This is a genomic window from Micromonospora sp. NPDC047644, from assembly GCF_040704315.1.
Lineage (GTDB): Bacteria > Actinomycetota > Actinomycetes > Mycobacteriales > Micromonosporaceae > Micromonospora.
This window is the reverse complement of the sequence record NZ_JBEYSY010000001.1, coordinates 136,335-161,921: the sequence shown is the minus strand read 5'-3', so window position 1 is coordinate 161,921 and position 25,587 is coordinate 136,335. Positions and strand designations below refer to the sequence as shown.

The window sequence follows — 25,587 nt, the reverse complement described above, 5'->3', positions numbered from 1 at the left end:
TCCGACCGTGCGCCGGGACCGTCGTCTGACGGTCCCGGCGACTTGATCGTGCCCGCGGATCACGCGTGGATGTCGATCGACGAAACCGATGCACCCCCACCTGATCGAGGAGCACCACCAGCCATGCCTGACGGAAGCATCTTCAAACGCTGCGGCTGCCGCCACCCCGACACCGGCAAGCCACTCGGAAACGACTGCCCCAAGCTGCGTCGCCCCAACCGCGCCTGGAGTTCCGAGCACGGCCATTGGACCTACCAGCTCGAACTCCCACCCGCCGCCGACGGCGCGCGCCGGCAACTACGCCGCTCCGGCCTACCCTCCCGGCGGGCCGCCGCCGACGAACTCGACCACGCCCGCGAACTGCTCGCCCTCGCCAAGGGCGACCGGCGCCGCCGCACCGAGATCGGCGACCTGCTCCAGAACGCCGCACGCACCAAACGGCCCCTGCCCGAGGTCGACCGGATCCGCCAGCGGCTGCGCGGCGATGGCCCCCTCGTTGACGCGCCCACCGTCGCCGACTACCTCACCGGCTGGCTCACCCACCTCAGCGTGGACGACAACACCCTGCACGGCTACGAGTCCATCGTGCGGGTGCACCTGATCCCGCACCTCGGCGAGGTCCCGCTAGACAAGCTGCGCACCAGCCACGTCCGTGCCATGCTCGCCGCGATCGAACGCCGCAACGACGACATCCGTGCCGCGAAGACCAGTCCCGACCCGGCGGTGCGCAGGTCCGCAGCCGGGGTGCGGCCCACCGGCCCCACGACCCGGCAGCGCATCCGCGCCTGCCTGCGCAAGGCCATCAACGATGCCCTCGCCGACGAACTGATCGTCGGCTCTAACCCGGCCGCCCTGGTCAAGACCCCGGGTGATCGGCCGCTGCCGATCGTGTGGGAGGACGAACGCGTGCAGCGCTGGAAGGACACCGGAAAGGTGCCCGGACCGGTGATGGTGTGGACCGACAACCAGGTCGTCGACTTTCTCGACGACGCCGCCCAACACGCTCCCGACCTGCACCCGATGTGGCACTACATGGCCTACCGGGGGCCCCGCCGCGGCGAGGCGTGCGGCCTGCGTGACAGCGAGGTCCGCCTGCACCGACGGGAGACCACCATCAACAACCAGATCGCCACCCACGGCTACACCCCGGTGCAGAAACCGCCGAAGAGCAGAGCCGGCAACCGCGACGTCGCCCTCGACGCCGACACCGTCAAGGTCCTCACCGCCTACAAGGCACGCCGCGCCCAGTGGCAACTCGCCGCCGGCCCGGCGTGGCCCGACACCGGACTGTTCTTCGTCCGCCCCGACGGCAAGCCGTGGCACCCCAACGCCGTCACCCAACGCTTCCGCCGGCTTGTACGCAAGGCCGGTCTACCACCGATCCGGCTGCACGACCTGCGCCACAGCGCCGCCACCATCGCCCTCGACGCCGGCGTAGACATCAAGGTCCTCTCCGACCAACTCGGCCACTCCACCACGACCCTGACCCGCGACACCTACCAGAGCGTCACCAAACAGCTGCACCAGGACGCCGCCGACGCCGTCGCGAAGAAAATCAACCAGAAACGCCGCAAGGCAGGGTGAACCCATCCTCACTGAAGCGGCAGCGGACGACCGCGGGCCGGGCCGGCCCCGGTCGCCCGAGCGAATACGCTCGCGACGTGGGCGGTGACGACCAGCGGCTGAGCCGGCGGGGCAGCTTCGACGAGGACCCGGACAACTACCAGGCGGCTCGGCCGGGATACCCGCAGCGGGTGTACGAGGTGCTTGCCGAGTGCGGGCTGCGACCGGGTGCGCGCGTCCTGGAGGTCGGACCTGGAACCGGGCAGGTGACCCGTCCCCTCGTGGCCGCGGGCGCGTCGGTGCTGGCGGTGGAACTCGGTGGCCGGCTGGCGGCCCGGCTGCGAACGAACCTGACCGGCCACGACGTGACCGTCGTCGAGGGCGACTTCGCCACCGTGGCGCTGCCCGACGACACCTTCGACCTGGCGGTCTGCGCCACCGCGTTCCACTGGCTGGACACGGGCGCGGCTGTGCGACGACTGGCCCGCCTGGTGCGGCCGGGCGGAGGGCTGGCGGTGTGGTGGACGGTCTTCGGCGACCCCGACCGCAGCCCGCCCTGGCGTACGGAGCTGGACGCGGTGTACCGACGGTGGCTACCGGGGCAGGGGCGCGGCCCCGCCGGTAGGCCAGCGCCGCTGCGGGTCGCCGAGCGCACGGCGGAACTGCGGGCAGGTGACTGGTTCGGCCCCGTCCAGGTCGAGATGATCCGCTGGGAGCACCAGCTGACCCCGCACGGCGCGCGCGGGCTGTGGAGGACCTTCCCGAACGTACGCGAGCTGAGTACTGACCAGCGCGAGGCGTTCCTCGACGACGTCGCCGAGGTGATCGCCCGCCAACCCGGGGCGATGGCGATCGACCACTACGTCACCGCGCTGTACACGGCACCGCGGCGAGACAACTCCGCCCTTCCGGCCGGTTCTTGAAAGCGGGCAGCGGACGACTGAAGACCCCCAGCGATCCACGCCTTCAACAGGGACTGGGCCAGCCGGGACTGCAGGAGCCGGACACCACCTGCAAGCCGATGCGCCCCTCCCAGTGGACGGGGCAGCTCAGGGCCGCCCGGAGGGTGTTCCGGTGTCGGTGGCGGTGTGGCCGCGTTCGAGGATCAGCAGGTAGGAGAACAGGCCGGGCTTCGCACCGTGCACCTGTTCGTGGGCAGAGAGGATTTCGCCCGTGCGGGGGTGGACGATGAGCTGCGTCTGGGAGTTGTCGGCCGTCACGGTGAAGCCGAGGCCGGTTCGTCCGGTGAGGTCAGTCCGCTCGCCCTGGTAGGCGATGGTCGGCACGTCCGCGAGGACGCGCAGTGTGGCTGCGCGCTGTGCTCGGTTGAGGTATTGGCTGGTGGCGACGCCGATGACGCCGTGGACGAGCATGCGCGGGTAGGCGGGCTCGCTGGCCAGTTCGCGTGGGGCCAGCGCACCAGCGAGCTCGGCGATGTCGGTGGTCAGCGGTTCGGGAAGGTACGGCTCGAGATCGCCGCTGACGTATCGCGTCGACTTCGTCCCGGCAGCGGCGAACTGGCGGCGTTCGTCGGATGTCGGGCGGTGGGCGAGGCCACGCACGTCGGGGAGCCGGCGCGTCACCTCGCGCCCGGAATCATCGGCGTCGCGGCGCCAGCGCTGTAGGTCTGAGCGGGTGATGACATTGGTGGCACGGGTCCAGGATTGGGTGTGCAGGTAGGTGTAGGGCAGGTCGATCGTGCGATCGGCGGGGGCGGCGGTGATGGTGTCGGCGAGCAGGCGCAGGCGCTGCTGTGGGGTGAAGCCGGGCGCGGTCGCCGCGAGTGCCGGGATTGGGGACGCCGAGGGCGTCGCGGGAGCTGGTGTTGCCGATGACGGGCCGGAGGGTCCAGGTTGGCAGCCAGCGACTAGGAGGCCGGCGATCAGCCCCGCCGAGAATCGGCGCGTGGTGAGGGTGGTGCGGAGCAAGGTGTCTCGTGTCCTTCCGATGCGAGTCTGGTGCGGGTGCGCCCAGGCAATCTGTCCCGGTAGTGGGCGTTCAGGTTCGGGCGGTCCGGCCGGTGCCGGGCATGGCGGTCATCGCAAAGTGCGTGGGATGACCCGGCGGGCCGGTAGCTGTGGTGTGCATGCGGTACAGGGCGGCTGCCATGCGGGCGACGGCGGGGTGGTGGGGATGGGCGCGGCGGTGGTCGGCGATGGTCCGGGCGAGGAGTTGCCGCGCCGGTTCCTGGCGGCCGTGTTCGTGTAGGACGACGGCGAGGGTGGCTTGGGCGGCGAGGGTGGGTAGTGCGTAGGGTCCGTCGGCTTGGGTGTGGTGGCGGATGAGGTCGCTGTAGCAGTCGCTGGCGGCGGTGAGGTTCCCGGCGGCGCGGTGGGTGGCGGCCAGGACGCGCAGGGCGGCGCGGACCTCCGGGTTGGTGGGGTCTCGGAGGAGGTGGCGCAGGCTGCGGTGTCCCCACTGGGCCCAGGGCAGCGCGGCGGCTGGCTCGCCGCTGGTGAGGGTGAGGGTGGCCAGGAGCGCGGCGGCGCGGGCGGTCGCGGTGTCCAGGGCGAGCCTGCCGCTGGTGGGATTGATGTGCAGGAGCCCGCTGTGCAGGACGTCGATGGCACGTTCGAGCGTGTTGTCGGCGGCGTGGCGCTGGGCCACGTGCAGACGCTGAGCCATGCCCATCATCGGGCCGGTGATCTGGCGTGAGATGGCCCTCCAGGTGATGTGCAGGTCTGTGCCGGTCGCGCCGACGGCGACGCGGTGGATCGGGCCGAGCGCGTAGGAGGCGGCCTGGGTCGTCTTGCCGGCTGGGACAAGGTGTGGGGTGCGGTGCAGGATCACTGCGGCGACGGCGTCGCGGATCTCGTCGGCCGGAACCGGTGTGCGCCCGCAGGACGGCGAGCACAGGTAGACCCTGCCGCAGCCGGGCAGCCGGATGAGGACCATGGATCGCGCGCAGGTGTGGCAGGCCAGGAGGTCGGGTGGCACGGGCGCGGCCTGTACGGCGCGGGCCCGCGAGACCCATTCCTCGACCGTCGCGGGCGACAGGCCATGGCCGCGGGCCACGTCCCGGAACGCTCGGTGCAGGCCGTTGACGGCGGCGTGCTCGATGCTCGCGGCGACGACTTCGGCGACAAAGGCGGGTGTCCACGCGGCGAGGACTGGCGTCCGCGTCGGCATCGGCGTTCCTTCCTGCTGTTCGTGTTCGGGTGGTGGGTGCGGGTAGAGCCGCTGGGGTGGCGCAGGCGGTCACGGCCCAAGGCTGCTGCCGATCTGGGCGGAGGGTGTGGCCGGCGGCGACAGCGGGGGACCGTCGTCGCCGGCCACGTCGGTCGCCCCTGCCGTCCCTCTACGGGCGGGCGACCGGCTTGTACGCCCCCTTCGTGGGCCGAGCACAGCTGGCGGGCGGTGACGCGGGGACGGTGATCGATAAACTCAGTCAGGGCTGTGACCTGGACCTGGGCGTCTGCACCCGGCCTAGCGTTGCGCGTCGGACTGGGGGCGCGTCGGCGCGGTGACGGTTGCCGGCCTGGCGGTGTTCACGGGCCAGGCTCCGCGAGCCGGGTGAGGGTTGCGGCGCATCGGGGCGATGAGCGGCCCGTCGGGCAGGGTGAGCCCGGGTCTCGGGAGGTAGCCGTGCCGGCGGTACACGTCCTGGCTGCCGTGGATGGTCTCGGTCCAGGAGGGCATGTCGATGCGGTCGAGGCGGCTCTCGTGGTGGGTGAGCATCGCCGCGCCGATGCCGCGCCGCTGGGCGGCGGGAAGGACGGCGAGCACTGCCAGGTGGTAGTGAGGCTCGGTGGGTCGGACTTGGGTGAGCAGCTGGTCGAGGAGTTCAAACTGCCGCGCGTGCGGGCCGGCGGCGTCGGCCAGTCGGCTGCGGTAGTTCGACGGTGGCGGGATGCTGCGGTAGCGGTGAAACCCCATCGCGGCGGCGCTCAGGTCGTCGGTGATCTGAATGTCGCCGAAGAACATGGCGTGCTCCACCCAGATCACTGCCACATCGGCCAGGATCCGCCGCCGGCAGGTCGGATCCGGCACTAGCCACTGGGCGAGCGGGCCGGAATGCAGGGCGTCGGCGACGATCGCGGCGACCGGTTCCTTATCCGCCCACCGGGCGGCACGGATACGCGGAATGACGTCCATGAGATGCCTCCAAGGGCAGCGGATCGGGTGGGATGGCGCGGGGCTCACCGGTAGGCGGCGGTGGCGAGGTCACCGACGACGGCGTCCACCGCGGCGGTAATGTCGCGGACCTGCCGGTGGTGCTGCGCGGCGATGGTGCGCAGCTGCACGGTGAGGGCGGCGATGTCGTCGGCGAGGTACAGGTGGTGGGTCAGGCCGAGGGTCGCGACGAGGCCGCCCAGGGCGGCGGTGTGGTTGTCGGGCTGATCACGGCCGGCGGCGATGTAGTGCAGCCGGGCGCGGGCGACGACCGGCCACTTGAGGTCGGCGGGCAGATAACGGTCGGTGCGGGCCAGCCCGCCGAGGCGGCGGCGCACGTCGTGGCGCAGGATCCCGCCAGCGTGCAGGCCGGCGCGGGTGCGGTCGTACAGATCGTCGGCGAACCCGCGCAGCCACCCCCGCAGGGGCGGGGTCGGGTGGGCGTAGCGGATGGAGGCCAGGGCGGTGTCGGCGATCAGGTCCCCGACCGGGCGGTCCAGGTGCAGCCAGAGACGCTGCTCCTCGCCCGATGGGGTGTCGTCCGTGGTGTCGAGAGCGATCCGCCCGGCGAGGAACAGGTCGATAAGAACCGCACCAGCCAGGCCAAGGGCGAGGGCCCGGCGGTGAATGTGCGGCTGACCGGTGTCGTCGTCGTGACCGAGCAGGAACAACTCGTCGCGCAACGGCAACTGGGGGATCGAGGAGGTCATTTGGTCCAGTCCCCTCTACCGCGGCCCGCCGGCGTGCTGTCGGAGGCGGGCGTGCATCCCGCCGTAGGCGGCCTGCGGCTGCGGAAGCAGCAACTTGTCGACGGCGGCGAGGACCGTGTAGTTCGGGTCGCAGACGTTGCCGATCGGCGCCCGCCCCGCCTGCGACACCAGCTGGTAGGCGTCGAGCTGCTCCAGGCCGGTGAGGTCACCCACCCAGCCGACCAGGTCGCGGTGCGCGACCCGGTACGCGTCTTCCAGGGGACGGGCGCAACCAACGGACATGATCGACGTGTCTGTCTCCAGGCGGGGCCACACCGTCGGGACGCCCTTGATGACCTCGATGATCAGGGTGGTGGTCGTGGCGATCTCCACCCCGACCCCGCAGGCCTCACCCTCGCCCTGGCGGGCGTGCCCGTCGCCGAGGGCGAGCATCGCCCCGTGCACGTTCACCCCCAGGTACAGGGTGGCCCCGGCGCGCAGCTCCGGGCTGTCCAGGTTCCCGCCGTGGGAGTCGGGGACGATCGTGGAGCGGGCCTCGAACCCGCCGGGCGCGACCCCGATCGTGCCGATCATCGGATCCAGCGGCAGGTCGACGCTGTGGTCGCTGCCCGTGGCGTGGAAGCGGATCGTCCCGGCCTGCCGGTCGATGTCGTACACCCACACCCGCTCCTCCAGCGGCGGCTGCAGCGTAACGGTGTGCGAGGTCGAAGTGAGTGCTCCGAAGTGCGGGAACGTCGACGAGACTCCCCAGTCCCGGGCGGGCTCGATGGCAGCGAGGTAGATCGCGAGGGTGTCGCCGGGCTCAGCGTCCTCGACGAAGAACGGCCCCGACACCGGGTTCAGGTACGGCATCCGGCACACCCGCGACGGCAAATCCGCCGGCCCGCGCACGAGACCGCCGAAGCAGTCCTCCGTGAACACCCGCAGCACGTCGCCGGAGCGGACGTGGGCCACCGGCATCCGGCCACCGAAGGTGTAGGCCAACTCATCGCGAGCCGGACGGTAAGTGATCGTGTCCATGCCGGTCACACCCGTTCCACGTGACGGGCCTGCGGCTGCGCGGGCGCCAAACCCGACAGCGCGGGCCGGCGGCCGACCAGGTACAGGCCGGCGAGAACGACCATGCCGAGGGCGAGCCAGGCCAGGCCGAGGCGCTGCGCGGCGATATTGGCGTTGACCACCACGTAGGCGAGGATCGCGAACCCGATCCCGGGCATGACCAGGTGCGCCCACCAGTTGCCGCTGCGCTGGCGGATGAGGTGGTGCACGACCACGGAGACGTGCAGCACGAGGAAGGCGACCATCGCCCCGAAGTTGATCAGCGACGACAGAAGGGTGATCCCGTCGGCGCGGGTGGCCATGTAGAGGCCGAGGGCGAGGGACACGGCACCGGTGAGCAGGGTGGCGTTGATCGGCACGTTGCGGCGGATCGACACCTTCGCCAGGAACGCGGGCAGTTGCCGATCGCGGGCCATCGCGTACAGCAGCCGCGAGGTGGCGACCTGCGCGACCATCGAGTTCGGCAGCCCCCAGGCGATGGCCGTCGCCACCGCGCACAGGGTCGCCAGCCAACTCCCGCCGGCCACGGCGGCGGCGTCGTAGAACGCGGTCCCGTTCGGGTCACCAATCGCCAGGAGACCGGCCGGGTCGGGGACGAGCATCGCGGCCAGCCACGTCTGGACGATGAACAGCACCCCGGCCAGGATCAGGACGGCGGCCATGGCGCGGCCGATCTGACGGGAGCCGCCCTTGGTCTCCTCGGCCAGCATGCTGATGCCGTCGAAGCCGAGGAACGACAGGACCGCGATCGACACCGCGCCCGCGACGAGCGACCAGGTGAAGGTGTCGGCGTTGTAGAACGCCTCCCAGCTGAATCGGCCCCTGCCCGAGGCGAGGGCCCAGCCGGCAATGGCCAAGAAGATCGCCAGGACGATCAACTCGCCGACGAGCATGACCCGAGTGACCACCGCGGTCATCCGGATCCCGACCGAGTTGACGACCGTGTTGACCGCCACGAACCCGAGCAGCCACAGCCACACCGGCACCGACGGGACCGTGGCGTGCATCGCCATCGACGCCACCAGGTACAGCAGGCCAGGCACGAGCACGTAATCGAGGAGGATCACCCAGCCGGCCAAGAAACCCACCGGCGGGCTGATGCCCCGACCGGCGTAGTTGTAGACGCTGCCGCTCATGGGGAACGCCTTGACCATCTGCGCGTAGGAGAACGCGGTAAACACCAGCGCCACCACGCCGATCGCGTACGCCAAGGCCACCATCCCACCAGATCCGGCATAGACGCTGCCGAAGATCGCCATCGGCGCGATCGGCACCATGTACACCAACCCATACGCGACCAGGTCCCGGAACCAAAGCCTCCGGGCTAACTCCTGGCGGTAGCCGTAGCGTGTCAATTCATCTTGTAGCTGCATTGCACCCTTCCGAAGAGCTCGTCGGCAGCGGCGAAACGTCCAATGTTGGGCCGCGCGTGAATTGCTTCACGCTCCGAATGATCGCTCGATTCGAATGGCGCGGTCGATACCGAAAATGCGGACAAAGGATGTTGTCCGCATCGAATTTGTCGCTCCGAACTTGAGCTGCCCAGCGGCAGTTCGAGCCGTACCGTCCAGCGGCAGGGACGAAGTGCTTGCGCGTAGAGTCGACCGTGCCTGGGGAGCACTCGCGCCGGCTCGGCGGCACGACAACTTCTTCTACGCCGTCGCCGGTGCACCCGAGGCCGGTCGACGAGGGCGCTGTCTTACGGTCGCGTACGGAAGTTGTTCGAGGAGGACCCGTGAGGCTGGCGGACAGGATCGCTGTGGTCTCGACGGAGGACGCGGTTCGCGCCTCTGTGAGCTATGACCAGCTGCGTGCCGGGGATGGCGCGCTGTACTGGTTGGAGACCCGCCCCGAAGTCGGCGGGGTCGCGACGGTGACATGTTGGCGGCCCGGCGAGGGTGCGCGAGACGTCAGTCCGGAGGGCTTCGACGTCACCAGCGGCGTTCACGCGTACGGAGGCGGGGCGTTCGTTGTCATTGACGGGACGTTGTGGTGCGTCGGCGGAGACGGCCTTTACCGGAGCCGTCTTCACGACGATCAACTCGAGTTGATCAGTCTGGGATCCTTCGGCGACCTGACGATTGGCGACGGCGAGTTACTGGCTGTGCGGGAGTCAGAGCATGGTGACGACCTCATCGCGGTGTCGCTCACAGGCGTCCCGGACATACGGGCTCTCGCAACATGCCGGGGATTTCTCGGCGCACCGCGGCCGGGTTCAGGCATGTTGGCCTGGACCACTTGGAGCGAGCCCGACATGCCTTGGGATAGGTGTGAGATATGGGTCGCCTCCTACTCGCCGCGTGGCCAGGTCGGGAACCCGGTAATGCTCGCCGGCGGTTCGGAAGAGTCGGCGGTGGAGCCTAGGTGGGGTCCCGACGGGGCGTTGTACTTCGTGTCAGACCGCAGTGGCTGGTGGAACCTTTACCGGTGGGACGGCCACCAGGTGAAGCGGGTGGCACCGATCGCGGGTGAGTGCGCCGCAGAGCCGTGGGAGCTGGGCTACGCGTCGTACGACTTCCTTGACGACGGCCGGATCGTCGTGGCGGTGCAGGACGGGCCGCGGCACCGCCTCATCGTCATCGACCCTGACGGCACTGTTCGCCCGGTCGACCTTCCATATACGTCCATCAAGCCCTATCTGGCCGCTCAAGGAACGACGGTGGCATTGATCGGGGCGTCGCCGACTGCGGCCCCACAGGTCGCGCTCGTGCACCTCACGGCCGCCGATCCTCAGGTGGAGGTGCTTGCCCGGTCGGAGCACGCCAAACTCGACGGGGCGCAAGTATCGACGCCGACGGAACTGCGGGTTCATGTCGCGGGTGATCGAGAGGTAATTGCCTTGGTGTATCCGCCAACGGCCTCGGCGGCGGACTGGCGGGCACCGGTGATCGTGAGGGCGCATCCTGGGCCGACCGCCTCGTGCCTCCTGCGCTTGGACTGGCAGGCGCAGTTCTTCACCAGTCGGGGGTTCGCCGTCGTGGACGTCGACTATCTCGGCAGCACCGGGTACGGCCGGGTCTTCCGGGAAGCGCTGTACGGCCGGTGGGGCCTCGACGACGTTAATGACTGCGCGGCGGTGGCGGACCACCTGCTCGCAACAGGACGAGCCGTACCGGGTCAGGTCTTCATTCGCGGAGCCAGCGCCGGCGGATACACAGCCCTGCACGCCGTGGCGCAGAGCGGTCCGTTCGCTGCCGCCACGGCCGTGTCAGCGATCGTGGATCCCGACCGTTGGGCGGAAACCGTGCCCCGCTTCCAGCGCGCGCACGCCAGACGGCTGCGAGGCGGTGCCGGGCGGGTCAACGCCGCAAGCGTTCAGCGGCCGGTGCTGCTCGTCCACGGCACCGCCGATGACGTGGCGGTGGTCGAGGATGTGCGGGAACTCGCCGATCAGCTGACAGCTCACAGCGTGCCCCACGACATGCTGCTTCTCCCCGACGTCGGCCACTACGTCGCGACCTCCACCCAGGCGGGCACGGCGCTGGAAGCGGAACTCGCGCACTACCGTTTCGTGATGACGGCTGCGGCTGCCGATTAAGGGAACTACACCGCAGCCAGCGGTAGTTGAGAACGCACGTACTCGCCGAACTCACGGACCTCCGGCTCACACCGGTAGGGCTCAAGATCGGCTTGCACCTCAACGATGCGCTCCAAACAGCGGTGCGAGGTGGTCCGCGCGGCATGATCCACCGCCACTCGGCCGGCGGCGCAGGCTTCGTCGATGCGGCCAGCGGCAGCCAACGATGAGGCCAGGAGCGCGGTGTCGATGGCCAGTCGGCGGACATGTGTGGGACTCAGCGCGGCAAGGGCATCGCCCAGGTGCCGTTGGGTCTGCTGCGGCCGGCCCAGATCATGGAAACAGTGGGCAAGCTCGTCGGCGAGATAGGCCGGATCGAAGTACTGGATCCACAGCGGCTCGTCCTCGGTCCTGCTGCGATTCAGTTGCCTCTCTGCGACTTCGAGGTGGGCCATGCAGTCGCTTTCGCGTCCGAGGCGGGCGTACGTCCGCGCCACCACGGCGTGTAGCGCGGCTTCCACGGCGGGCGTCGCCTGAGTCTCACTACCCCTGACCGCCGTGAGCGCCATCCGCAGCGCCGGCTCGGGATGACCGCAGTGCAGTGCCAGGTGGCCGATGTTCACGGCGAGCAGGTAGCTGCCGTAGAGGCAGTCGTCGGCGGCCCGCGTCAGCCGCAGAGCGCGCAAGTAGCGGCGCTGCGCGAGACCGTGGGCTCCGGTGTCGACTGCCTGATACCCGCACAGTTCGAAGAAGCCCGCCGCCAGCCTGTACAGGCGCCGACCGATCGCTTCCGAGGCGGGGCTGTTTGCCAGCAATCGGTTTAGTTCGCCTTCGACGTACCGCTGCACCTGGGCATGGACTCGTCCGGCACCGTGGGTGTGGTCCAGCTGCCGGAACATCGCCAGAGCGGTCTCAGCGGAGCTGAGGTCCTCCTCGCGAACCTGATCAGGTGAGCCGGGGCGGCCGGCGGCAGACAGTCGGGGTCCCGCAGCAGCGTTCAGCCAGTCCAGAGCGGCGCGATCGAGGACACCTGGCTGGAACGGAACCCGGACGACCATGTCGGTCAACCCCGAGGTATCCGCCGGCTGAGTGGAGAGCAGGGTGATGGCGCTCGTCGGCGCCGTCGCCAGCTTGGCCGCGTTGATCCGATTCTTCTCGAGCAGCGGTAGCAGGCGCATCAAGGCGCCACCGGTCGTCAACGCCTTGTCGCATGCCTCGACGAAGTCCCGCGAGGGGAACCGGTCCGCCGTCTCGATTCGACGCACCAGGTCGGCACTGAATCGGATCATGGCACCCAGCCGCGCCTGCGAAAAGCCGGCGTGCTCCCGCAGCCGACGCAACTCGGCGCCGAAGAAGTGTCGCTCAGACATGGACGGTTGAAGCGCCCGCGGGGTCTGGCCCATGACACCGCCTTTCAGGCTGCCCACTTCCGGATGGCATTGAGCAGCGTGGACATCGCGCACATAGGGTCACTCAGCGTTCGGCGCGGCGCAACCAGGAACGACGAAAGGGTGTCGATCCGAACCCGCTCACGGGGCGAGCGCCATGCGGACAACCACTCCGTCCGCATGCTCGGTGTTCACGACTGCGGCTCGAAGGGCGAGGGTGTGGAGGACCGGATACCGACCACTCGTCAAATCCGCTTCGAATCTTGAGGAACCCTCGGAGGTGGTTATGGAGCACGAGACGAAGCCATCCTCCGTGGTCGTGACGGGTGCTGGGATTGGGATAGAGCCCGCAGCTCGGGCATCAGGCGATGAGCCCAGTGCAACGCCCCTCCTGATGGATCACTTGGCTCTTCATGACGTTCGGTTACCAAACCTAGACTCAAGGTCGTTTGCCTAGCAGGTCGGCGGGCGCTGCTCAGTACCGCATGCGGTTCCGTTAATACCTCCGGGCCTACGAGCTTCTGAAGTCAACGAATGAAGAGGGGTTCTCCCATGCCGGAGCGGATCACCAAGGAAAAGGTTCTCTGTTACGTCGTACGTGACGGCAAGCTGCTGGTCTTCCGGCACACCGATTACAGCTACGAGGAAGTCGGCATCCAGGTTCCGGCCGGCAGCATCCGCGCCGGCGAGACGCCGGAGGCTGCGGCGCTGCGCGAGGCCGGCGAGGAAACCGGCCTGAAGGACTTCAAGATCGTGCGGAAGCTCGGCGAGACCGAGTACGACATCAGCCCGTACCGGTTCGAGCTCCAACGCCGCCACGTCTTCCACCTGGAACTGACCGAGCCGACGTCGGAGCGGTGGATGAGCCAGGAGGACCACGACGGAGAGCAGGAGCCGACGCACTTCGAATGCTTCTGGGTTCCGCTGGAGGCCGCCCACATCCTCCAGTCCGGCCAGGGCGCCCTGTTGGGACGCCTGTACGACTGACCCCGTCCGGTCACGGCCACCCCTGGGAGGCAGCCGATGTACGGCACCACCGATCACCCGATGGCCCATCTGTACCGCGGCCTCGACGTCGAAGACGCCGACAGTGCCGTATCGGTGATCTTGAAGCTACGGGGTGAGACCTGCGACATCGACTGCCTGTACTGCTACGAGAAACGCAAGGAGGCCCCGGGCGGAGCCCGGATCGACGCGAGTCAAGTGCGTCGACTCACCGAGCTCTTCTCGGGGCGTCCGCTCGCCGTGGAACTGCATGGCGGCGAGCCGCTGACGGCCGGACGCGACCATGTCGCCGAGGTCCTGCGCGAACTGGCATCCCAGCCCAGCGTCGTGCGGGTATCGATGCAAACCAACGGCATGCTGCTCGATGAGCAGTGGCTGGATCTGTTTGACGCCCTGTACCCGCGCCTCCAGATCGGCATCTCCCTCGACGGGGACGCGGCGGGCAACGCCTGGCGGGTTGGATACGACGGCCAGCCGGTCTACCCGCGCGTGGCCAACGCCCTGCGGCTGCTGGCTGGGCACGGCCGGAAGGTGGGCGTGATCGCCGCGGTCACTCCGACCGTGCTCGGCCGTGCCGAGGCCGTCCTGGACCACCTCGCCGGCTTCGAGGCGGTCAACGCCGTCAGCTTCGTACCCTGCTTCGATTCCTCCGTTCAAGGCCCTACCGCTGCCCAAGGGCAGCGCGTTCCCGCGAGCCGGATCCTTCAGCGCGCGGCTCTGCGCGGCTCGCAAGGGCCCGGGTGGGCGACCACCCCGGACCAGTACGCCGAATTTGTACTCGCCGCCACCGTTCGCTGGATCGGCGCTGGCCACTTCTCCCGGCTGAAGCTAGAACCGTCCGTATCCACCATTCGACGGTTGCGCGGGCTGGATACCGGCTTCTGTCACTTCTCCAACCTGAAGTGCGACCACGTCTTCACGCTCTATCCGGACGGACGGCTCGGCAGTTGTGACGAACTGCCCTGGCCGCAGGCCCAGCTCACCCTCTTGGACCAGCCCTCCGGACAGAAGGCGGTCGTCGCGGCTCAGCGGCGGCTGCCGCTGCTGAACCAGGGCAAGGCCCTGATGGAGCGGTGCACCACCTGCACGTACCAGTCAACGTGCGGCGGCGGCTGCGTGGCCACCCGCTGGCGTCACGACCAGGCCGGTGACCAGGACGCCTACTGCGACTACCGGATGCGGATGATCGACGGCATCGCCGCACTCCTCGCCCAGCCCGCCCACCCGGCAGGGGCCTGGTGCCGCAAGGTGCGCTCGCACCCGCGTATGCCGAACAGCATGCGTGACGTCGCCTCCTTCCTCGCCCACTGGGACCACCCCGAGGCGAACCGCCCACCTGTACGGCTGCGCACCAGCTCGCACGGCAACATCAACACCGTTGGCCTGCCCGGCGTGCACGAGGCCGATGACCTCGACCCGGCCCACCCCCAGTGGCGAGGGGCGATCGAGCCCGGCGTCCGCTCCCTGGTCGACGCCGTCACCCAGGACTGGCGCCTGATCACGTACGACAGCTGCCAGGGACATCTCTATCCAGGCCTTGATCTGCCGCCCGCCGAGCGCCGGGTCGGCATCCTTCCGCGTGACCGAACCGAGTACGCGCGAGCTGCTGCCGCCCTATGCCGCGCGATCACCGCTGTGACCACCGACCTACCCGCCGCCGTGCAGGTGGCCGTCGGGCGTGCGGAGCTGAGGTGCGAGACCACCGGACGTGCGAGCCCCGTACTCGACCTGGTGCTGCGCCGGGGCACCAGGCACGGCTGGCCGGCGTACTTCGATGCCGTTGACGCGGCCACCCGCGCCGTCACCGACGCGCTACGCGGCGAGCGGCCCACCGAGGACGGTTGCTATTGCCCAGCACCTCAGAGCACTGCTTCGACCAGCGAGGAGGCGGCGTGGGTAGCGTCACGGCCTCGCTGACGATCCATCAGTTGCTGGGGCGGATCGTGTACTTCCACGCCCTGTTCATCGAGCCCGCACTCCTTCCCAGCGCCGCGCGCCGGCCTGGTCCGGTGTGCTGCAACCATGGCCCGGACTCGGGCCGCAGCACCGTCAGTGAGTTGTTGACGGACTCCGCCTGGGCGGCCCTCGTTGAGGTCGCAGCCACCCTCCCCGCCCATGATCATCCGTGCCCGATGGCCAACGGCGCGTGCTGTGCTACCTGCCGCGTTGTTGTCGCAGCCGCAGCGGTCGGAGCTGGATGGGCGCAGACCGAGCACCGCAGCTACCAGCGGGCTGAGCCTGCCGAAACGCTCCTGCGCTCCTGCCGGCTCGCGGCGGCGGCACGGCTGGGGCGGGCCTTCGCCACACAGCACGTCGCTTGGTGCCCGGCGTTGGACCAGTTGACGGTGTGGGAGCCGCTGCCCGGCGCGGAGGAGCTGCCGTTGACCGGCGAGCTGCTGGCCCTGTGGGCCAATCCGGCCGCCAACCCTCACCACCCTGTGGCCAGTTGGCTCAATCACTGCACCGGCCTGGACGACGTCCGCCGCGTGCTCGAGACGAGGAGGACCTACTCGTGATTCACATCGCCGAGACCGTCGCGGTCGGCAGCGTCGAGGGATTCGTCGACACCGAGGAGCGGGACCAGCTCGCAGCCATGATGAACGACTTCCTCAGCGATGAGGCCCGGCTCCGCTTCGGCGCGAGGCGGGCCAACTCCATCCATGAGATCCCCGGTCGCTCCAAGGAGCAGGCCATGGCCGTCTACGAGCCGGCCGGACGGATCGAGGTCCCAAGGATCCCGGACAGAGCCGAGGCACTGCTTCAGCATGCCTTCGACCGCGCCCGCCCCGCTCTGTCCCGCGTCATGCCGTCGATCACCGCTTGTCGGCCGTGGACCTACGTCGAGTACGGCCCCGGCCAGCACATCACCGGCCACCTCGACGGCATCGCCCCCGACCCGCTCGCTTGGCCGCGACAGATCGCCGGCATCAGCGTCGTGATCCGTGAGGCCGAGGCCGGCGGCGCGTTCTACGTCGAAAGCACGTCCAGCGACCGCCTGTGGAACGCCCGGCTGGAGCACGACGCCCGGGAACAGGGATACGCGGGCGGTATGTGGCTGGCCCACGACGGCGCCGACCACTCCGCTGACTGGTATGCGGCCATGCCCCGAACCCGATGGAGCGTGAGCCCCGCCCCCGGCACCGCCCTGCTCTACGGCTCCCAGCTCACTCACGGCACCAAACCGGTCTCTCTCGGCCGCGTCGCGAAGTTCATCAGCTGGCTGATCGCCGAGAAGAACTAGGAGCGAGGCATGCTGCTGGCCTTGGAAGGAATCGCTGGAGCCGGGAAGAGCACGCTACGCGACCGGATCCTGGCCAACGCCGCCTGCGAGAGCATCCGCCTCGGGCACATCGGCCAATTCTCCTGGCTGTCGCTGGAAGCGACCCGCTCCATCGTCAGCCTGCGGGCCGGCCGTCCAGCAGCAGACGGCGTGCGGGCGGTGGCCGCGGTCCGCCGCGACCTGGAACTCCATGCCCGCCATAACCTCGCTCCCGCGCTGTCCCTCGGCCCGGTCATCGCCGACCGGCTCACCTTGTCGACCGCCTGCCTGATCGCCCTGCTGCACGACCGTCCTGTCGCCCACTACGTTCAGCAGCTCGCCGAGGTCACGGCCGCGCGGGCGGACCTGATCGTCCTGCTCACCACCGAGCCCGAGCTGTGCCATGCCCGGCTGTCCGAGCGGCCCACAACGCGTCGCTTCGGGGAGGACCGCCCGACCGCCGCTCGGTATGCCGACCTGTACGAGCAGGCAGTCAACGCGTGGACCGAGGCAACCGGCCTGCCCGTGCTGCGCCGCCCGTGCACCACCAAGCCCGACCTCGACCGGCTGGCCGCCGCCTGCCTGGAGCGGCTACGCCAAACCGCAACGGATGCGGCGCGAACATGAGAAGGCAGCCCATGCACCTGCACCCGATGCACCCAGCCGCCTGGGTCCTTGACCAGCTTCGCTACGCCGGCTGGCACGTCCACGACCTCCTCTGCTTCACTCGCGCCAGCACGCTCGTGCTCGCCAGCCGCAACGGGACGCCTCCGGTGGTTCTCAAGGCCGGCTTCGGCAGCAACCACGTTCTGGCCGACCTCGACGAGGCCACCCGCAAGGCCGCCTACGGCTTCTACTGGTACGCGGAGATGACCGAGGCCGAAAGGGCCTTGACCCGTGAGGACTTCCGCCACGAGATCGCCGTAACCCACGCCGCCCAAGGCGCCGAGCACGTCGTGCCCCTGCTGGAGCAGGGCAGCACCGACCGGTTCGACTGGTACACCATGCCCCACTTCGTCGGCGGCAACTTCGGGCGGTACCTCACCACCGCCCTCAACCGAGACCAGGTGACGGCTGGGCTCAGTATCTTGGCCGACGTCGCCGAGGGTCTGCGCACCCTGCACGAACGCGGGATCGTGCACCGCGACGTCTACCAGGAGAACATCCTCATCCACGACGGCCACGGGCTGATCACCGACCTTGGCGCCGCGCGCCGGACAGAAACCTCGCGCGGCCCCGCCGCTCGGGGCCCGGAGGTGCATTGGCCGCCGGAGTACGCCACCTCCTACGACCGCGCCACCCCAGCGGCGGACACCTTCAGCCTCGGAGTCCTGACCTACCGCTACCTGTGCGCCGACATCCCCCGCTACGGCCCTTCCCTGCTGCACACCGCGCCCGCCGGACTCCGCCCGATCATCACCGCAGCGCTCGCCCAAGCACCCGAGGACCGGCCCGCCATGAGAGAGCTGCGCGACGCCCTGCGCCAGGCGGCCACTCCCGCCGCCACGCCGGCCCAGCGCAGCAGTTGACCCACCACCCATCGGAAGGAGACGCGGTGCCCACCGCCCGCTCGCCGCCACAGGAATCGGCTCCAGAAGGTGCACGACCTAAACCCCTTTTCGGAAAGGACGAGCGCACTCATGGACAACGACCGGATCAGCGACTTCCTCGCCGCCGTGGACGACCTTCGCGGCGACGACGAGACCGTCCGCAGCACCCGTCACACCTCCAGCGTCTCCGCCGAGGGCTGGCCGACCGCTGAGGCCCCGGCGAGCACCGCGGCACCCGAGGGCACCGACGTCTGAACGCCCCGCATCACACCGACGGCGCGCCGTCGGTGAGTACCTCCTGGGGCCGGACCCTCACGGGGCCGGCCCCAGCCCTAGCCCGTCGGAAGGACCCACCCCGTGGAAGCGCCCGCCATTTCCTTCTCGTTCGCCCCCATTCAGGCCCACCACCGCGACCGCACTCGCCGGATACGCGCCGCCCTCAAGCCCGCCGCCCGGCCGACCGTCAACATCCCCGACTCTTCGGGGTCGGACGCCGCCGACTACTGCTTGGCCCACCACGTCCTCGAAGGTGCCGAGGCCGCCGCCCGCTCCCGCGAGACCGCCACCTTCAACTGGTACGGCGCCCACCCGGACGCGAACGCCTCAGCGCTATCGACCGCCACCTCCGTCGGTCCGCGCATCGTCCTCGCCCCCGAACTGGACCGCCTGCCCCGCTCGACGATCTCCGATACCCCCTACTACGTACTGAACTCGGACACCACCGCCGCCCCGCCGGACCTACGGGAACTGGCCGCCGCCGCATACGCCAACGGCGCGAAGACCGGTTTCGCCGACCTTCTCGCCGGCCACGCAGTCGTCGTCTGCCTGCTGCGCCACAAGAAGCTCGGCGACACCCTCGACAGCTGGACCCTCAGCCGGCTGCCCGGCACCATCTTCTGCGACCACATCAACGAGCCCGTCGTCCTGGCTCGCGACCTGATTCACGAGGCGGGCCACAACTGGCTCAACGACGCCCTTGGCGCCACCGCCTGCGAGATCAGCGACGAAGTCAGGTTCTACTCCCCCTGGAAGGAGACGAGCAGGCCCGCCTTCGGCTTCCTGCACGCCTGCTTCGCCTTCCCCCTCACCATGATCTACGCCGCTCGTGTCCTGCCCGAAACAAGCGGCGACCTGTACCGATTCCTGACCGCCTACTTGGACCAGCAGCGCGGACTGCTTGCCACCACCGCCGCCGACCACGACCGCGCACTCGCCCTGATCAACGACCCCGCCTTGCGGGAACGCCTGCGCTCTGTCCACCGCGAAGCCCTCAGCCTGTGAACTCCACCGACACCTCGGTCCCCGCTACCGAGACCGCCCTCGCGGTCCGGCTGGGCGAGCCCGGCGTCATCCTGCGCGTCGGCCAGGCCGGCCATCCGACGGCGCAGGCGCACACTGGATTGGCCAGTCTCGAACTCGCCGCGCCCATCGGGGAGAACACCGCCTTCAACATCGGCTCCGTCGCCAAACAGATCACCGCGTACCTGTGCATCCGCGCCGCCCGCGACCGTCTCGTCACCCTTGACCGGCCCGTCGGCGACATCCTGCCCCGCTTCCGCATCCCCGATGTCACCATCGGCGACCTCATCAAGCACCGGGGCGGCGTCCGGGACGCCGAATCCCTCCTGTCCCTGGCCGGCTTCCGCGAACTCGACCACTACACCGCCGACGACCTGCTGCAACTCGCCTACCGCCAGCGGCACCGAGCCGTCGAGCCGGGCCACTTCCTGTACAGCAACACCGGCTACCTCCTTCTCGCTGAAGTCCTCACGCACGCGTACGGCGCGGGATTCCACGAGATCGCAGACCGGCGCGTCTTCACCCCGCTCGGCATGACCTCGGCCCGCTTCAGGGCCAATCCACGCGAGGTGATCCCCGGCGCCGCCGCCAGCTACCAGGCCGTCGCCGGCGGATGGCAGCACCAGCAGCGCCCGGTCACCCTGCCCGGCCCTGGCTCCCTGTGGTGCGCCGCCGCAGACCTGGACCGCTGGCTCGCCCACCTCTGGCACGAATGGCATCCCTCGGTCGACGCCGCGCTCCCGTTCGAACAGCACCTCGACTACCAGTCCAGCGACCACGCACCGTTCAAATACGGCGCTGGGCTGTACGCCGATCCGCGCCCCGGCCGCACCGCCGTCTTCCACTTTGGCCACGAACAGGGGTTCTCCGCCGCCGCACACCTCACCAACTCAGGGCTCCGCGTTACCTGCCTGTCAAACCACGCCGGAATCGCCGCCGACCAGGTGCTCGCCGCGGCCCTCGCCGACCCCACCCATGAATCCGGCGCTGATACGGGCCAACTGCTGTCTCGCGCGTTGGCAAGCCTTCCTGCGCCCAAGACCACCACCTCCACGGGCAGCGCCGACACCGAAACGGCTCACACGTCGCTCGGCACCTATGTCGGGGACGAGGTTCCCGGCACCGTACGCCTGACCCGCAGTGCGGGCTCGCTGTACTTGTGGCGTCGGGGAACCCTCGACCGACTCACCTGCACCGGGTCCACGTACGTTGCGGACGGCTACACGCTGACACTCGATACCTCCTCGGCGGATGAGGATCTGCCAGTGCCCAATGGCTTTGTTCTTGATCTCGATCGAGCACCAGGGCTGCACTATCGACGACGTCCCGATTGACCGACTGCCACCATTACAACGTCGGTGGTTCTCAAGCGTCCCGATCCGACACGGAGCCCCTGGCCGGCCGTTGTCAGCCGGGCTTGATGTGAGCTACCCCGCTTTTATCAAGCTTCTTGATTACTACGTCGAGGGCTGTATCTCGGCTCGGGCTCCACTTGAGCATTCGTACTCCCAGAAGCTCGACCATCTTCGACGATCAACATTCCACTAATCAGACGGACACAGAAAAGCCCAAAATGGGCAACGGGTCGGCAGATCGCCGTGGTCTAGCACGGGGAGCGCTTCGAGATCAGCCTTCGCCAACGGCTCATCGACTCGATCAAGGAGACCGCCGATGTCGCACACGCCGCCTGATCTGCCTGGCTCAGCAGTCACGATCGGGCTGAGCATCGACACGGTACTACGGCGCACGGACAAGACCCTACTGGCGCGAGGCTCGTTCCGCGGCGAACCGGCAACGGTGAAATATCTGATCGACCCGGAACCGTTCTGGGCGGCCAAGTGGCGGCACGAGCTGGACGTGTACGAGGTCTTCGGTGACACCACACCGCCTGTCCGCGTTCCTCGGCTGCTCCATACCGACCGTGACCGGCTGCTGGTCCTGGAATGGGTTGACGCATCGCCCCTCGCGGTCGAACGCTACCCCCAGCGAGAGCTCGATACCCGGGAGGTCGACGCCGTCCTGGACTGCATCACCGCGTTGAATGAGTGGACCTACCCGGCCGTCCGGTTCTCGCCCACCTTCGACTACTCCGACCGCCTGGCTCGGTACCAGGCCAAGGGATACCTCACTGAGGGCCAACGAGAGGCTCTGGACAGTCTGCTGGCCCGCTGCGACGCGCCGGCACAGCTCAATCACGGCGACCCGCTGGCCAGCAACATCCTCCTCCTCAATGCCGGCCGTTCCGACAGCGATGACGAGGCCGAGACCACGGCGGTGCTAGTCGACTGGAGTTCACCGGGCTGTTCCTTCCTGGCTTCGACCTTGCGATGCTCCACGCCCAGGTCGGCGCAGGTACACCATTGATCCGCGAGCGCATCGAGGCGATCGTGAGTGAGACGGGCATCGAGGCCGCATTCGCGCTCAACCTCGCTATGGTCTTGACCCGCGAGCTGCGCCTGCACCACGAACTGCCCGAGGACGACCCGGCCCGGAGGCGCTGTCTGCCGATCATTGAGGCCGCTTGGACCTCCGCCGGCACCCGCGTACAACGGCTCATTGCAGCGAGGTCAGCATGATCCAACTCTGACCAGCCACAACGACACCCTGCATCTGTTCGCAGATGCAGAGATGACCGAAAGTTAGGGGGTCGGTCTGTGGTGTCGACGACCTCGTCGGTGTCTAGTGGCCTCGCAAGGAGCCCGGTAGTTTCAGCTGTCGACCACTTTCGCTTTCATCGATTGGAGGTGCCGCCCACGTGTCGCAGATCGAGAAGATCACCGGTGAACTCCGCGCGTTGATGACCGGGGTCGAACGCGCGCAGGGGTTGGCAGCCGCCGCCGACAGCCAGGCGCAGGAGGTGGCGTTACGGGCCGCGGGCGCGGGCTTCGTCGCCGTGGCGGCGGGTGTGGCGCGGTTGCGCAGCGCGATCACGGGCATCCAGGGCGGCCTGGGAAGTCTTGCCGGTTCGATCGGTGAGGCGACGAAGGCCACCGCGGCGGTGCCGAACGAGGCCACCCCGCAGGAGACGATCGCCGGCCTGGCGCCCGTGCAGAGCGCCATGGACGCCGCCCGTGACGCAGCGGCTGGGGCCATCACTGGAGTCGGTGAGGCACAGCAGCTCGTCGCCGTGGTCCTGCAGGGTGGGCAGCCTGGGCCGCTGTTGCAGGCGTTGGAGGCCATCAAGCAGGTCCTGGTGCTGATGGTTCAGCGAACGGGCGGGGCCCGGCAGGCTGTCGAAGCGGCGATCGCGCAGGCCCGCCAGCTGGGCTCGTCGGGAAACTAACAGGGGCTGGCGGTCATCCACCGGCCAGCCCTGCCCCTGCTACCACCGGCAGCCCATCCCCGACGACCCCCACCCCGGGCGGCACCGTCTCCACGGACACTGACGCAGGAACCCCGTGGACCAGGCGTCCCACCGGCTTGCTCGGCAGGTCACCTGCCGGACGTCGAACCCGGATCTCCGCGAACGAGAAGCCACGGGAGCGGCGTGCCCTGGAGTTGGAGAACGAGTGTGCCGACAGGGTCGCCGGCAAGGGGTACCGGGTTCACCAGAACCCTACGAGGCAGGAGGTCGCGGACGCGCGACGCGAGACCGGGGATTCTGGGAGGCCGGAAAAGGCACCCGACTTCCTCATCGAGGGACATGTCTTCGACTGCTACGCGCCCACTGCCCCCGTGCCGGCCCGCGCCGTCTGGAGCGCGGTGTCCAGGAAGGTCGACGCGGAGCAGACCCAACGCGTGATGTTGAACCTCCACGACTGGCGGGGAGACCTCGCCGCCCTGCACAAGCAGTTCCACGACTGGCCCGTAGCAGGGCTGAAGGAACTGGCGGCGGTAACGCGCGACGGTGCGATTATTCAGATCATCCGGCGAGACTGATGAAGGGGTGCAAATGGCTGTCGAGTACCGGCTGACGCTGGCGGGCAACATCCCACTCGAACAGGTGGCGGAACTGGCTGCTCCCGGAGCGGTCGAGACGTCCACGGCGTCCGGCGGCAGGATGCTCAGTGCCGACCTGAACGACGAGCACGGGTACGTCGTGGACATCACCGGCGGCCGGCACGGCTACTACAGCGCCGAGGACGACGGTGGCGCTCTGTGGCAGTGGGAGCCGGAGACCTACGTCGACGTCAGCTTCTACATGCGCAAGGACACCCTGGCCGACAAGGGCAAACCCCACATGCTGGCGACCGTGGCCAGAATCCTCGCCGTCAGGGCCGAGGACGCCGCCCTGACCCTCAACGGCGACGTGCTGATGCTGACACGCGTCGCTGGCACCCTTCATAAGCACAACACCGACGGCTGGTACGACTACAGCTACGACAGAATTTTTCACCCCTGACGGGCCTGCGTCCTCGGTTGGACCCACCAGAGGCACTCACCCCCGCTCGATCGGAGTCGGATCGCCGGCATCGCGGCGTCGATCGCGTGTCACAGGGGCGGCAGCGGTGAGCTGCTAGCCGACAAAGCGGCTCGCGCCAGGTAGCGCATCAACGGCAAGTCACGCTCGACGGCGAGGAACTGGGGCGTCTGCGGCAGCAGCAGTACCTGCGCGGTGGCACCGCCGCCTTCTTTGCTGTGCACCACCATGCAGCGCAGGTCGTAAACGCGTTTGGCGACGGCCTCGACAACTGAGGCGGGCGAGCTGTTGGCGTTGACGCGTACAGATGCGACACCGGTCACGGCGTTGGCTCGCAGGTGGGCCCTCAAGGCCGGGTCGGACAAGATCCGCTGTTTGAGTCCGGTTGCCGTCGCCGTGGCCTCGATCGTGGCCCGTAGCTGGGCCAGTTCGGTGCGCTGTGACCGAGCCACCTGGGCGATCGCGTCGAAGACTTTGGCATGGAAGGCAAGACTGTGTAAATCCGCGCCTGGGCTGGCCAGTAGCGCGGCCACCTCTTGGACGCCTCGATTGTGGGCGTAGCGGGTGAAGTGGTATTCAAGCACCTGGTAGAAGGCCAGGAACTGCACAAACGGGGCACGCGGCATGGCCCGGGCGTACCAGTAAAACGCCAACGCTTCGGAGTCATACGCCCGTGACGGCACTTCAACAGAGGGCTCGATTGCCGCAGGACGTGCCCGCCTTGGACTAGGCCGGCGGTCGGGCAGCGGCCACGGCGGACGCAGCGCAAGACGGAAACCCAGCCCGCACTCCCCGTCGATGTCAAAAGACCACGAACCGGCAGCAAGAGTCAGCAGTTTCAAGGCCTCGTCCGGGGTGGATAGCGGCCTGCCACTGATCTTCAGTGTGGTATACGTCGGTTCGTCCCGGTTGAACTCCCTACTCATATCGACAAATCGGCGGCGCAGGCACCAAAATGCCGCCGAGCCGGGCGACAACTCGATTCGCCAACCACCGTCAGGGGCTACCGCGCGGATGATTCCGGGGCGGTAACTGTCCCAGTGGTGCCACTCCTCTACGGTGTCCGCCTCCGGCTCAGGGCCGGCTCCAACGACGAGGGCTTCGATGTAGCCCTGGTCAAGTTGGGCGAACGCGCTGTACGCACCGAGAATCACCAAGCCGGGCCCCACCATCGCCGTCAGACTGTCTATCGACCCTGGGCGGTCGTCGGAAAGGGGAGCCTCGAATGGCTGTCCGGCCAACTCAAAGCGCAGGGCCAGGCGATGGTCGCCTCGCGTGAGGTTCGCTCCGGTTGCGGCGGCGGCAGCAACCAACCTGTCGATCGCCTCCGCCTGCTGGCATTCGCGCTTCTGCCTCTCCTGGTGCTCGCGGACGATCCCCTCCTCGAGGGCGCGGAGCGCTGCTGCCCTCATGGCACGAGGGCCCTGCCCCCGGGGCTTCCGAGAGATCTGCTCTGTCACTAAGTCTTTCCTATATCAGAGCCAATGCCATCCTTGTCGGACAACTCGGCGACTATAGGCTCAAGGTTGGCGAGTGTCCATGCATTATTTGGACTCGGGGTGGCCGGGGGCCTCGCTCTCATTTCGGCTGCCCACGCTGGTCGCGTGGCTCTCATTTGGCGCGCACGTCACCGGCTTGGACCGTCGCCAAGTCGAGGGGGCCGCGACGCTGTGCACAGGTCAAGATCCGCGGCACTTGAAGCCGTACCTGCCTCTGTACTCGGACCGGTACGCCGACAACCTGAGCCAGCGAACGAAGCTCGCG

General features: G+C 68.8%; 25 protein-coding genes. 17 read left to right on the top strand and 8 right to left on the bottom strand.

Annotated features, from left to right (window positions below; all coding sequences use genetic code 11):
* Nucleotides 1–123 precede the first annotated feature (123 nt).
* Both AB0877_RS00800 and AB0877_RS00795 read left to right on the top strand, forming a co-directional pair.
* Entirely contained in the window at nt 124–1,584 is a 1,461-nt protein-coding gene (locus tag AB0877_RS00800; RefSeq protein WP_366605426.1) for a tyrosine-type recombinase/integrase, read from the top strand.
* A 77-nt stretch (nt 1,585–1,661) separates the two neighbouring features.
* The gene (locus tag AB0877_RS00795) at nt 1,662–2,486 is read left to right on the top strand and encodes a methyltransferase domain-containing protein (RefSeq protein WP_366605424.1); all 825 of its coding nucleotides are present in this window, start codon (nt 1,662–1,664) and stop codon (nt 2,484–2,486) included.
* A 126-nt stretch (nt 2,487–2,612) separates the two neighbouring features.
* Here AB0877_RS00795 and AB0877_RS00790 read toward each other — a convergent pair whose 3' ends face one another.
* From AB0877_RS00790 to AB0877_RS00765, 6 genes are all read right to left on the bottom strand, one after another.
* Nucleotides 2,613–3,491: a hypothetical protein gene (locus tag AB0877_RS00790; RefSeq protein ID WP_366605422.1), complete on the bottom strand. Its 879-nt coding sequence runs from the start codon at nt 3,489–3,491 to the stop codon at nt 2,613–2,615.
* Between the two features lie 70 nt (nt 3,492–3,561).
* A complete protein-coding gene (locus AB0877_RS00785) occupies nt 3,562–4,692 on the bottom strand; it encodes a tetratricopeptide repeat protein (protein ID WP_366605420.1) in 1,131 nt (376 codons plus the stop codon).
* A 297-nt stretch (nt 4,693–4,989) separates the two neighbouring features.
* Nucleotides 4,990–5,658, bottom strand: a complete 669-nt coding sequence (locus tag AB0877_RS00780; RefSeq protein ID WP_366605418.1) for a GNAT family N-acetyltransferase — start codon at nt 5,656–5,658, stop codon at nt 4,990–4,992.
* Between the two features lie 44 nt (nt 5,659–5,702).
* Nucleotides 5,703–6,386: a GPP34 family phosphoprotein gene (locus AB0877_RS00775; protein WP_366605416.1), complete on the bottom strand. Its 684-nt coding sequence runs from the start codon at nt 6,384–6,386 to the stop codon at nt 5,703–5,705.
* Between the two features lie 15 nt (nt 6,387–6,401).
* The gene (locus AB0877_RS00770; protein ID WP_366605414.1) at nt 6,402–7,415 is read right to left on the bottom strand and encodes an acetamidase/formamidase family protein; all 1,014 of its coding nucleotides are present in this window, start codon (nt 7,413–7,415) and stop codon (nt 6,402–6,404) included.
* The gene (locus tag AB0877_RS00765) at nt 7,412–8,818 is read right to left on the bottom strand and encodes an APC family permease (RefSeq protein ID WP_366605413.1); all 1,407 of its coding nucleotides are present in this window, start codon (nt 8,816–8,818) and stop codon (nt 7,412–7,414) included. The genes AB0877_RS00770 and AB0877_RS00765 overlap by 4 nt, the downstream gene beginning before the upstream one ends.
* A 362-nt stretch (nt 8,819–9,180) precedes the next feature.
* Here AB0877_RS00765 and AB0877_RS00760 point away from each other — a divergent pair, with 362 nt between their 5' ends.
* Nucleotides 9,181–10,983 carry a prolyl oligopeptidase family serine peptidase gene (locus tag AB0877_RS00760; RefSeq protein ID WP_366605411.1) on the top strand — a complete coding sequence of 601 codons (1,803 nt, stop codon included), beginning with the start codon at nt 9,181–9,183 and terminating at the stop codon, nt 10,981–10,983.
* Nucleotides 10,984–10,988: 5 nt separating this feature from the next.
* Here the strand turns inward: AB0877_RS00760 and AB0877_RS00755 are convergent, their stop codons facing one another.
* Nucleotides 10,989–12,365, bottom strand: coding sequence for a helix-turn-helix transcriptional regulator (locus AB0877_RS00755; RefSeq protein ID WP_366606153.1), 1,377 nt, complete (start codon nt 12,363–12,365; stop codon nt 10,989–10,991).
* A gap of 537 nt (nt 12,366–12,902) precedes the next feature.
* Between AB0877_RS00755 and AB0877_RS00750 the strand changes: the two genes are divergently transcribed.
* From AB0877_RS00750 to AB0877_RS00685, 14 genes are all read left to right on the top strand, one after another.
* Complete coding sequence (locus AB0877_RS00750) at nt 12,903–13,337, top strand: NUDIX domain-containing protein (protein ID WP_366605409.1); 435 nt, start codon at nt 12,903–12,905, stop codon at nt 13,335–13,337.
* A gap of 36 nt (nt 13,338–13,373) precedes the next feature.
* Complete coding sequence (locus AB0877_RS00745) at nt 13,374–15,272, top strand: radical SAM protein (protein ID WP_366605407.1); 1,899 nt, start codon at nt 13,374–13,376, stop codon at nt 15,270–15,272.
* Nucleotides 15,248–15,871: a hypothetical protein gene (locus AB0877_RS00740; RefSeq protein WP_366605405.1), complete on the top strand. Its 624-nt coding sequence runs from the start codon at nt 15,248–15,250 to the stop codon at nt 15,869–15,871. Before AB0877_RS00745 ends, AB0877_RS00740 begins: the two co-directional genes overlap by 25 nt.
* Nucleotides 15,868–16,596: a hypothetical protein gene (locus AB0877_RS00735; protein ID WP_366605404.1), complete on the top strand. Its 729-nt coding sequence runs from the start codon at nt 15,868–15,870 to the stop codon at nt 16,594–16,596. The genes AB0877_RS00740 and AB0877_RS00735 overlap by 4 nt, the downstream gene beginning before the upstream one ends.
* A gap of 9 nt (nt 16,597–16,605) precedes the next feature.
* Nucleotides 16,606–17,241: a hypothetical protein gene (locus AB0877_RS00730; RefSeq protein WP_366605402.1), complete on the top strand. Its 636-nt coding sequence runs from the start codon at nt 16,606–16,608 to the stop codon at nt 17,239–17,241.
* A complete protein-coding gene (locus AB0877_RS00725) occupies nt 17,238–18,143 on the top strand; it encodes a protein kinase (protein ID WP_366605400.1) in 906 nt (301 codons plus the stop codon). The genes AB0877_RS00730 and AB0877_RS00725 overlap by 4 nt, the downstream gene beginning before the upstream one ends.
* 111 nt (nt 18,144–18,254) lie before the next feature.
* Entirely contained in the window at nt 18,255–18,419 is a 165-nt protein-coding gene (locus AB0877_RS00720; RefSeq protein ID WP_357186169.1) for a hypothetical protein, read from the top strand.
* 102 nt (nt 18,420–18,521) lie between these two features.
* On the top strand, nt 18,522–19,445 hold the full coding sequence (locus tag AB0877_RS00715; RefSeq protein WP_366605397.1) for an HEXXH motif-containing putative peptide modification protein: 924 nt from the start codon (nt 18,522–18,524) through the stop codon (nt 19,443–19,445).
* Complete coding sequence (locus AB0877_RS00710; RefSeq protein ID WP_366605395.1) at nt 19,442–20,797, top strand: serine hydrolase domain-containing protein; 1,356 nt, start codon at nt 19,442–19,444, stop codon at nt 20,795–20,797. Before AB0877_RS00715 ends, AB0877_RS00710 begins: the two co-directional genes overlap by 4 nt.
* Before the next feature lie 337 nt (nt 20,798–21,134).
* Nucleotides 21,135–21,827 carry a phosphotransferase gene (locus AB0877_RS00705; protein WP_366605393.1) on the top strand — a complete coding sequence of 231 codons (693 nt, stop codon included), beginning with the start codon at nt 21,135–21,137 and terminating at the stop codon, nt 21,825–21,827.
* Nucleotides 21,824–22,039: a hypothetical protein gene (locus tag AB0877_RS00700; protein ID WP_366605391.1), complete on the top strand. Its 216-nt coding sequence runs from the start codon at nt 21,824–21,826 to the stop codon at nt 22,037–22,039. Before AB0877_RS00705 ends, AB0877_RS00700 begins: the two co-directional genes overlap by 4 nt.
* A 179-nt stretch (nt 22,040–22,218) precedes the next feature.
* The gene (locus tag AB0877_RS00695) at nt 22,219–22,746 is read left to right on the top strand and encodes a DUF6244 family protein (protein WP_366605389.1); all 528 of its coding nucleotides are present in this window, start codon (nt 22,219–22,221) and stop codon (nt 22,744–22,746) included.
* Nucleotides 22,747–22,955: 209 nt separating this feature from the next.
* Nucleotides 22,956–23,342 (top strand): hypothetical protein, encoded by a 387-nt coding sequence (locus tag AB0877_RS00690; protein ID WP_366606151.1) that lies wholly within the window; start codon nt 22,956–22,958, stop codon nt 23,340–23,342.
* 13 nt (nt 23,343–23,355) lie between these two features.
* A complete protein-coding gene (locus AB0877_RS00685; RefSeq protein ID WP_366605388.1) occupies nt 23,356–23,805 on the top strand; it encodes a SitI3 family protein in 450 nt (149 codons plus the stop codon).
* A gap of 89 nt (nt 23,806–23,894) precedes the next feature.
* Here AB0877_RS00685 and AB0877_RS00680 read toward each other — a convergent pair whose 3' ends face one another.
* Nucleotides 23,895–25,235 carry a hypothetical protein gene (locus AB0877_RS00680; protein WP_366605386.1) on the bottom strand — a complete coding sequence of 447 codons (1,341 nt, stop codon included), beginning with the start codon at nt 25,233–25,235 and terminating at the stop codon, nt 23,895–23,897.
* Between the last annotated feature and the right edge of the window lie 352 nt (nt 25,236–25,587).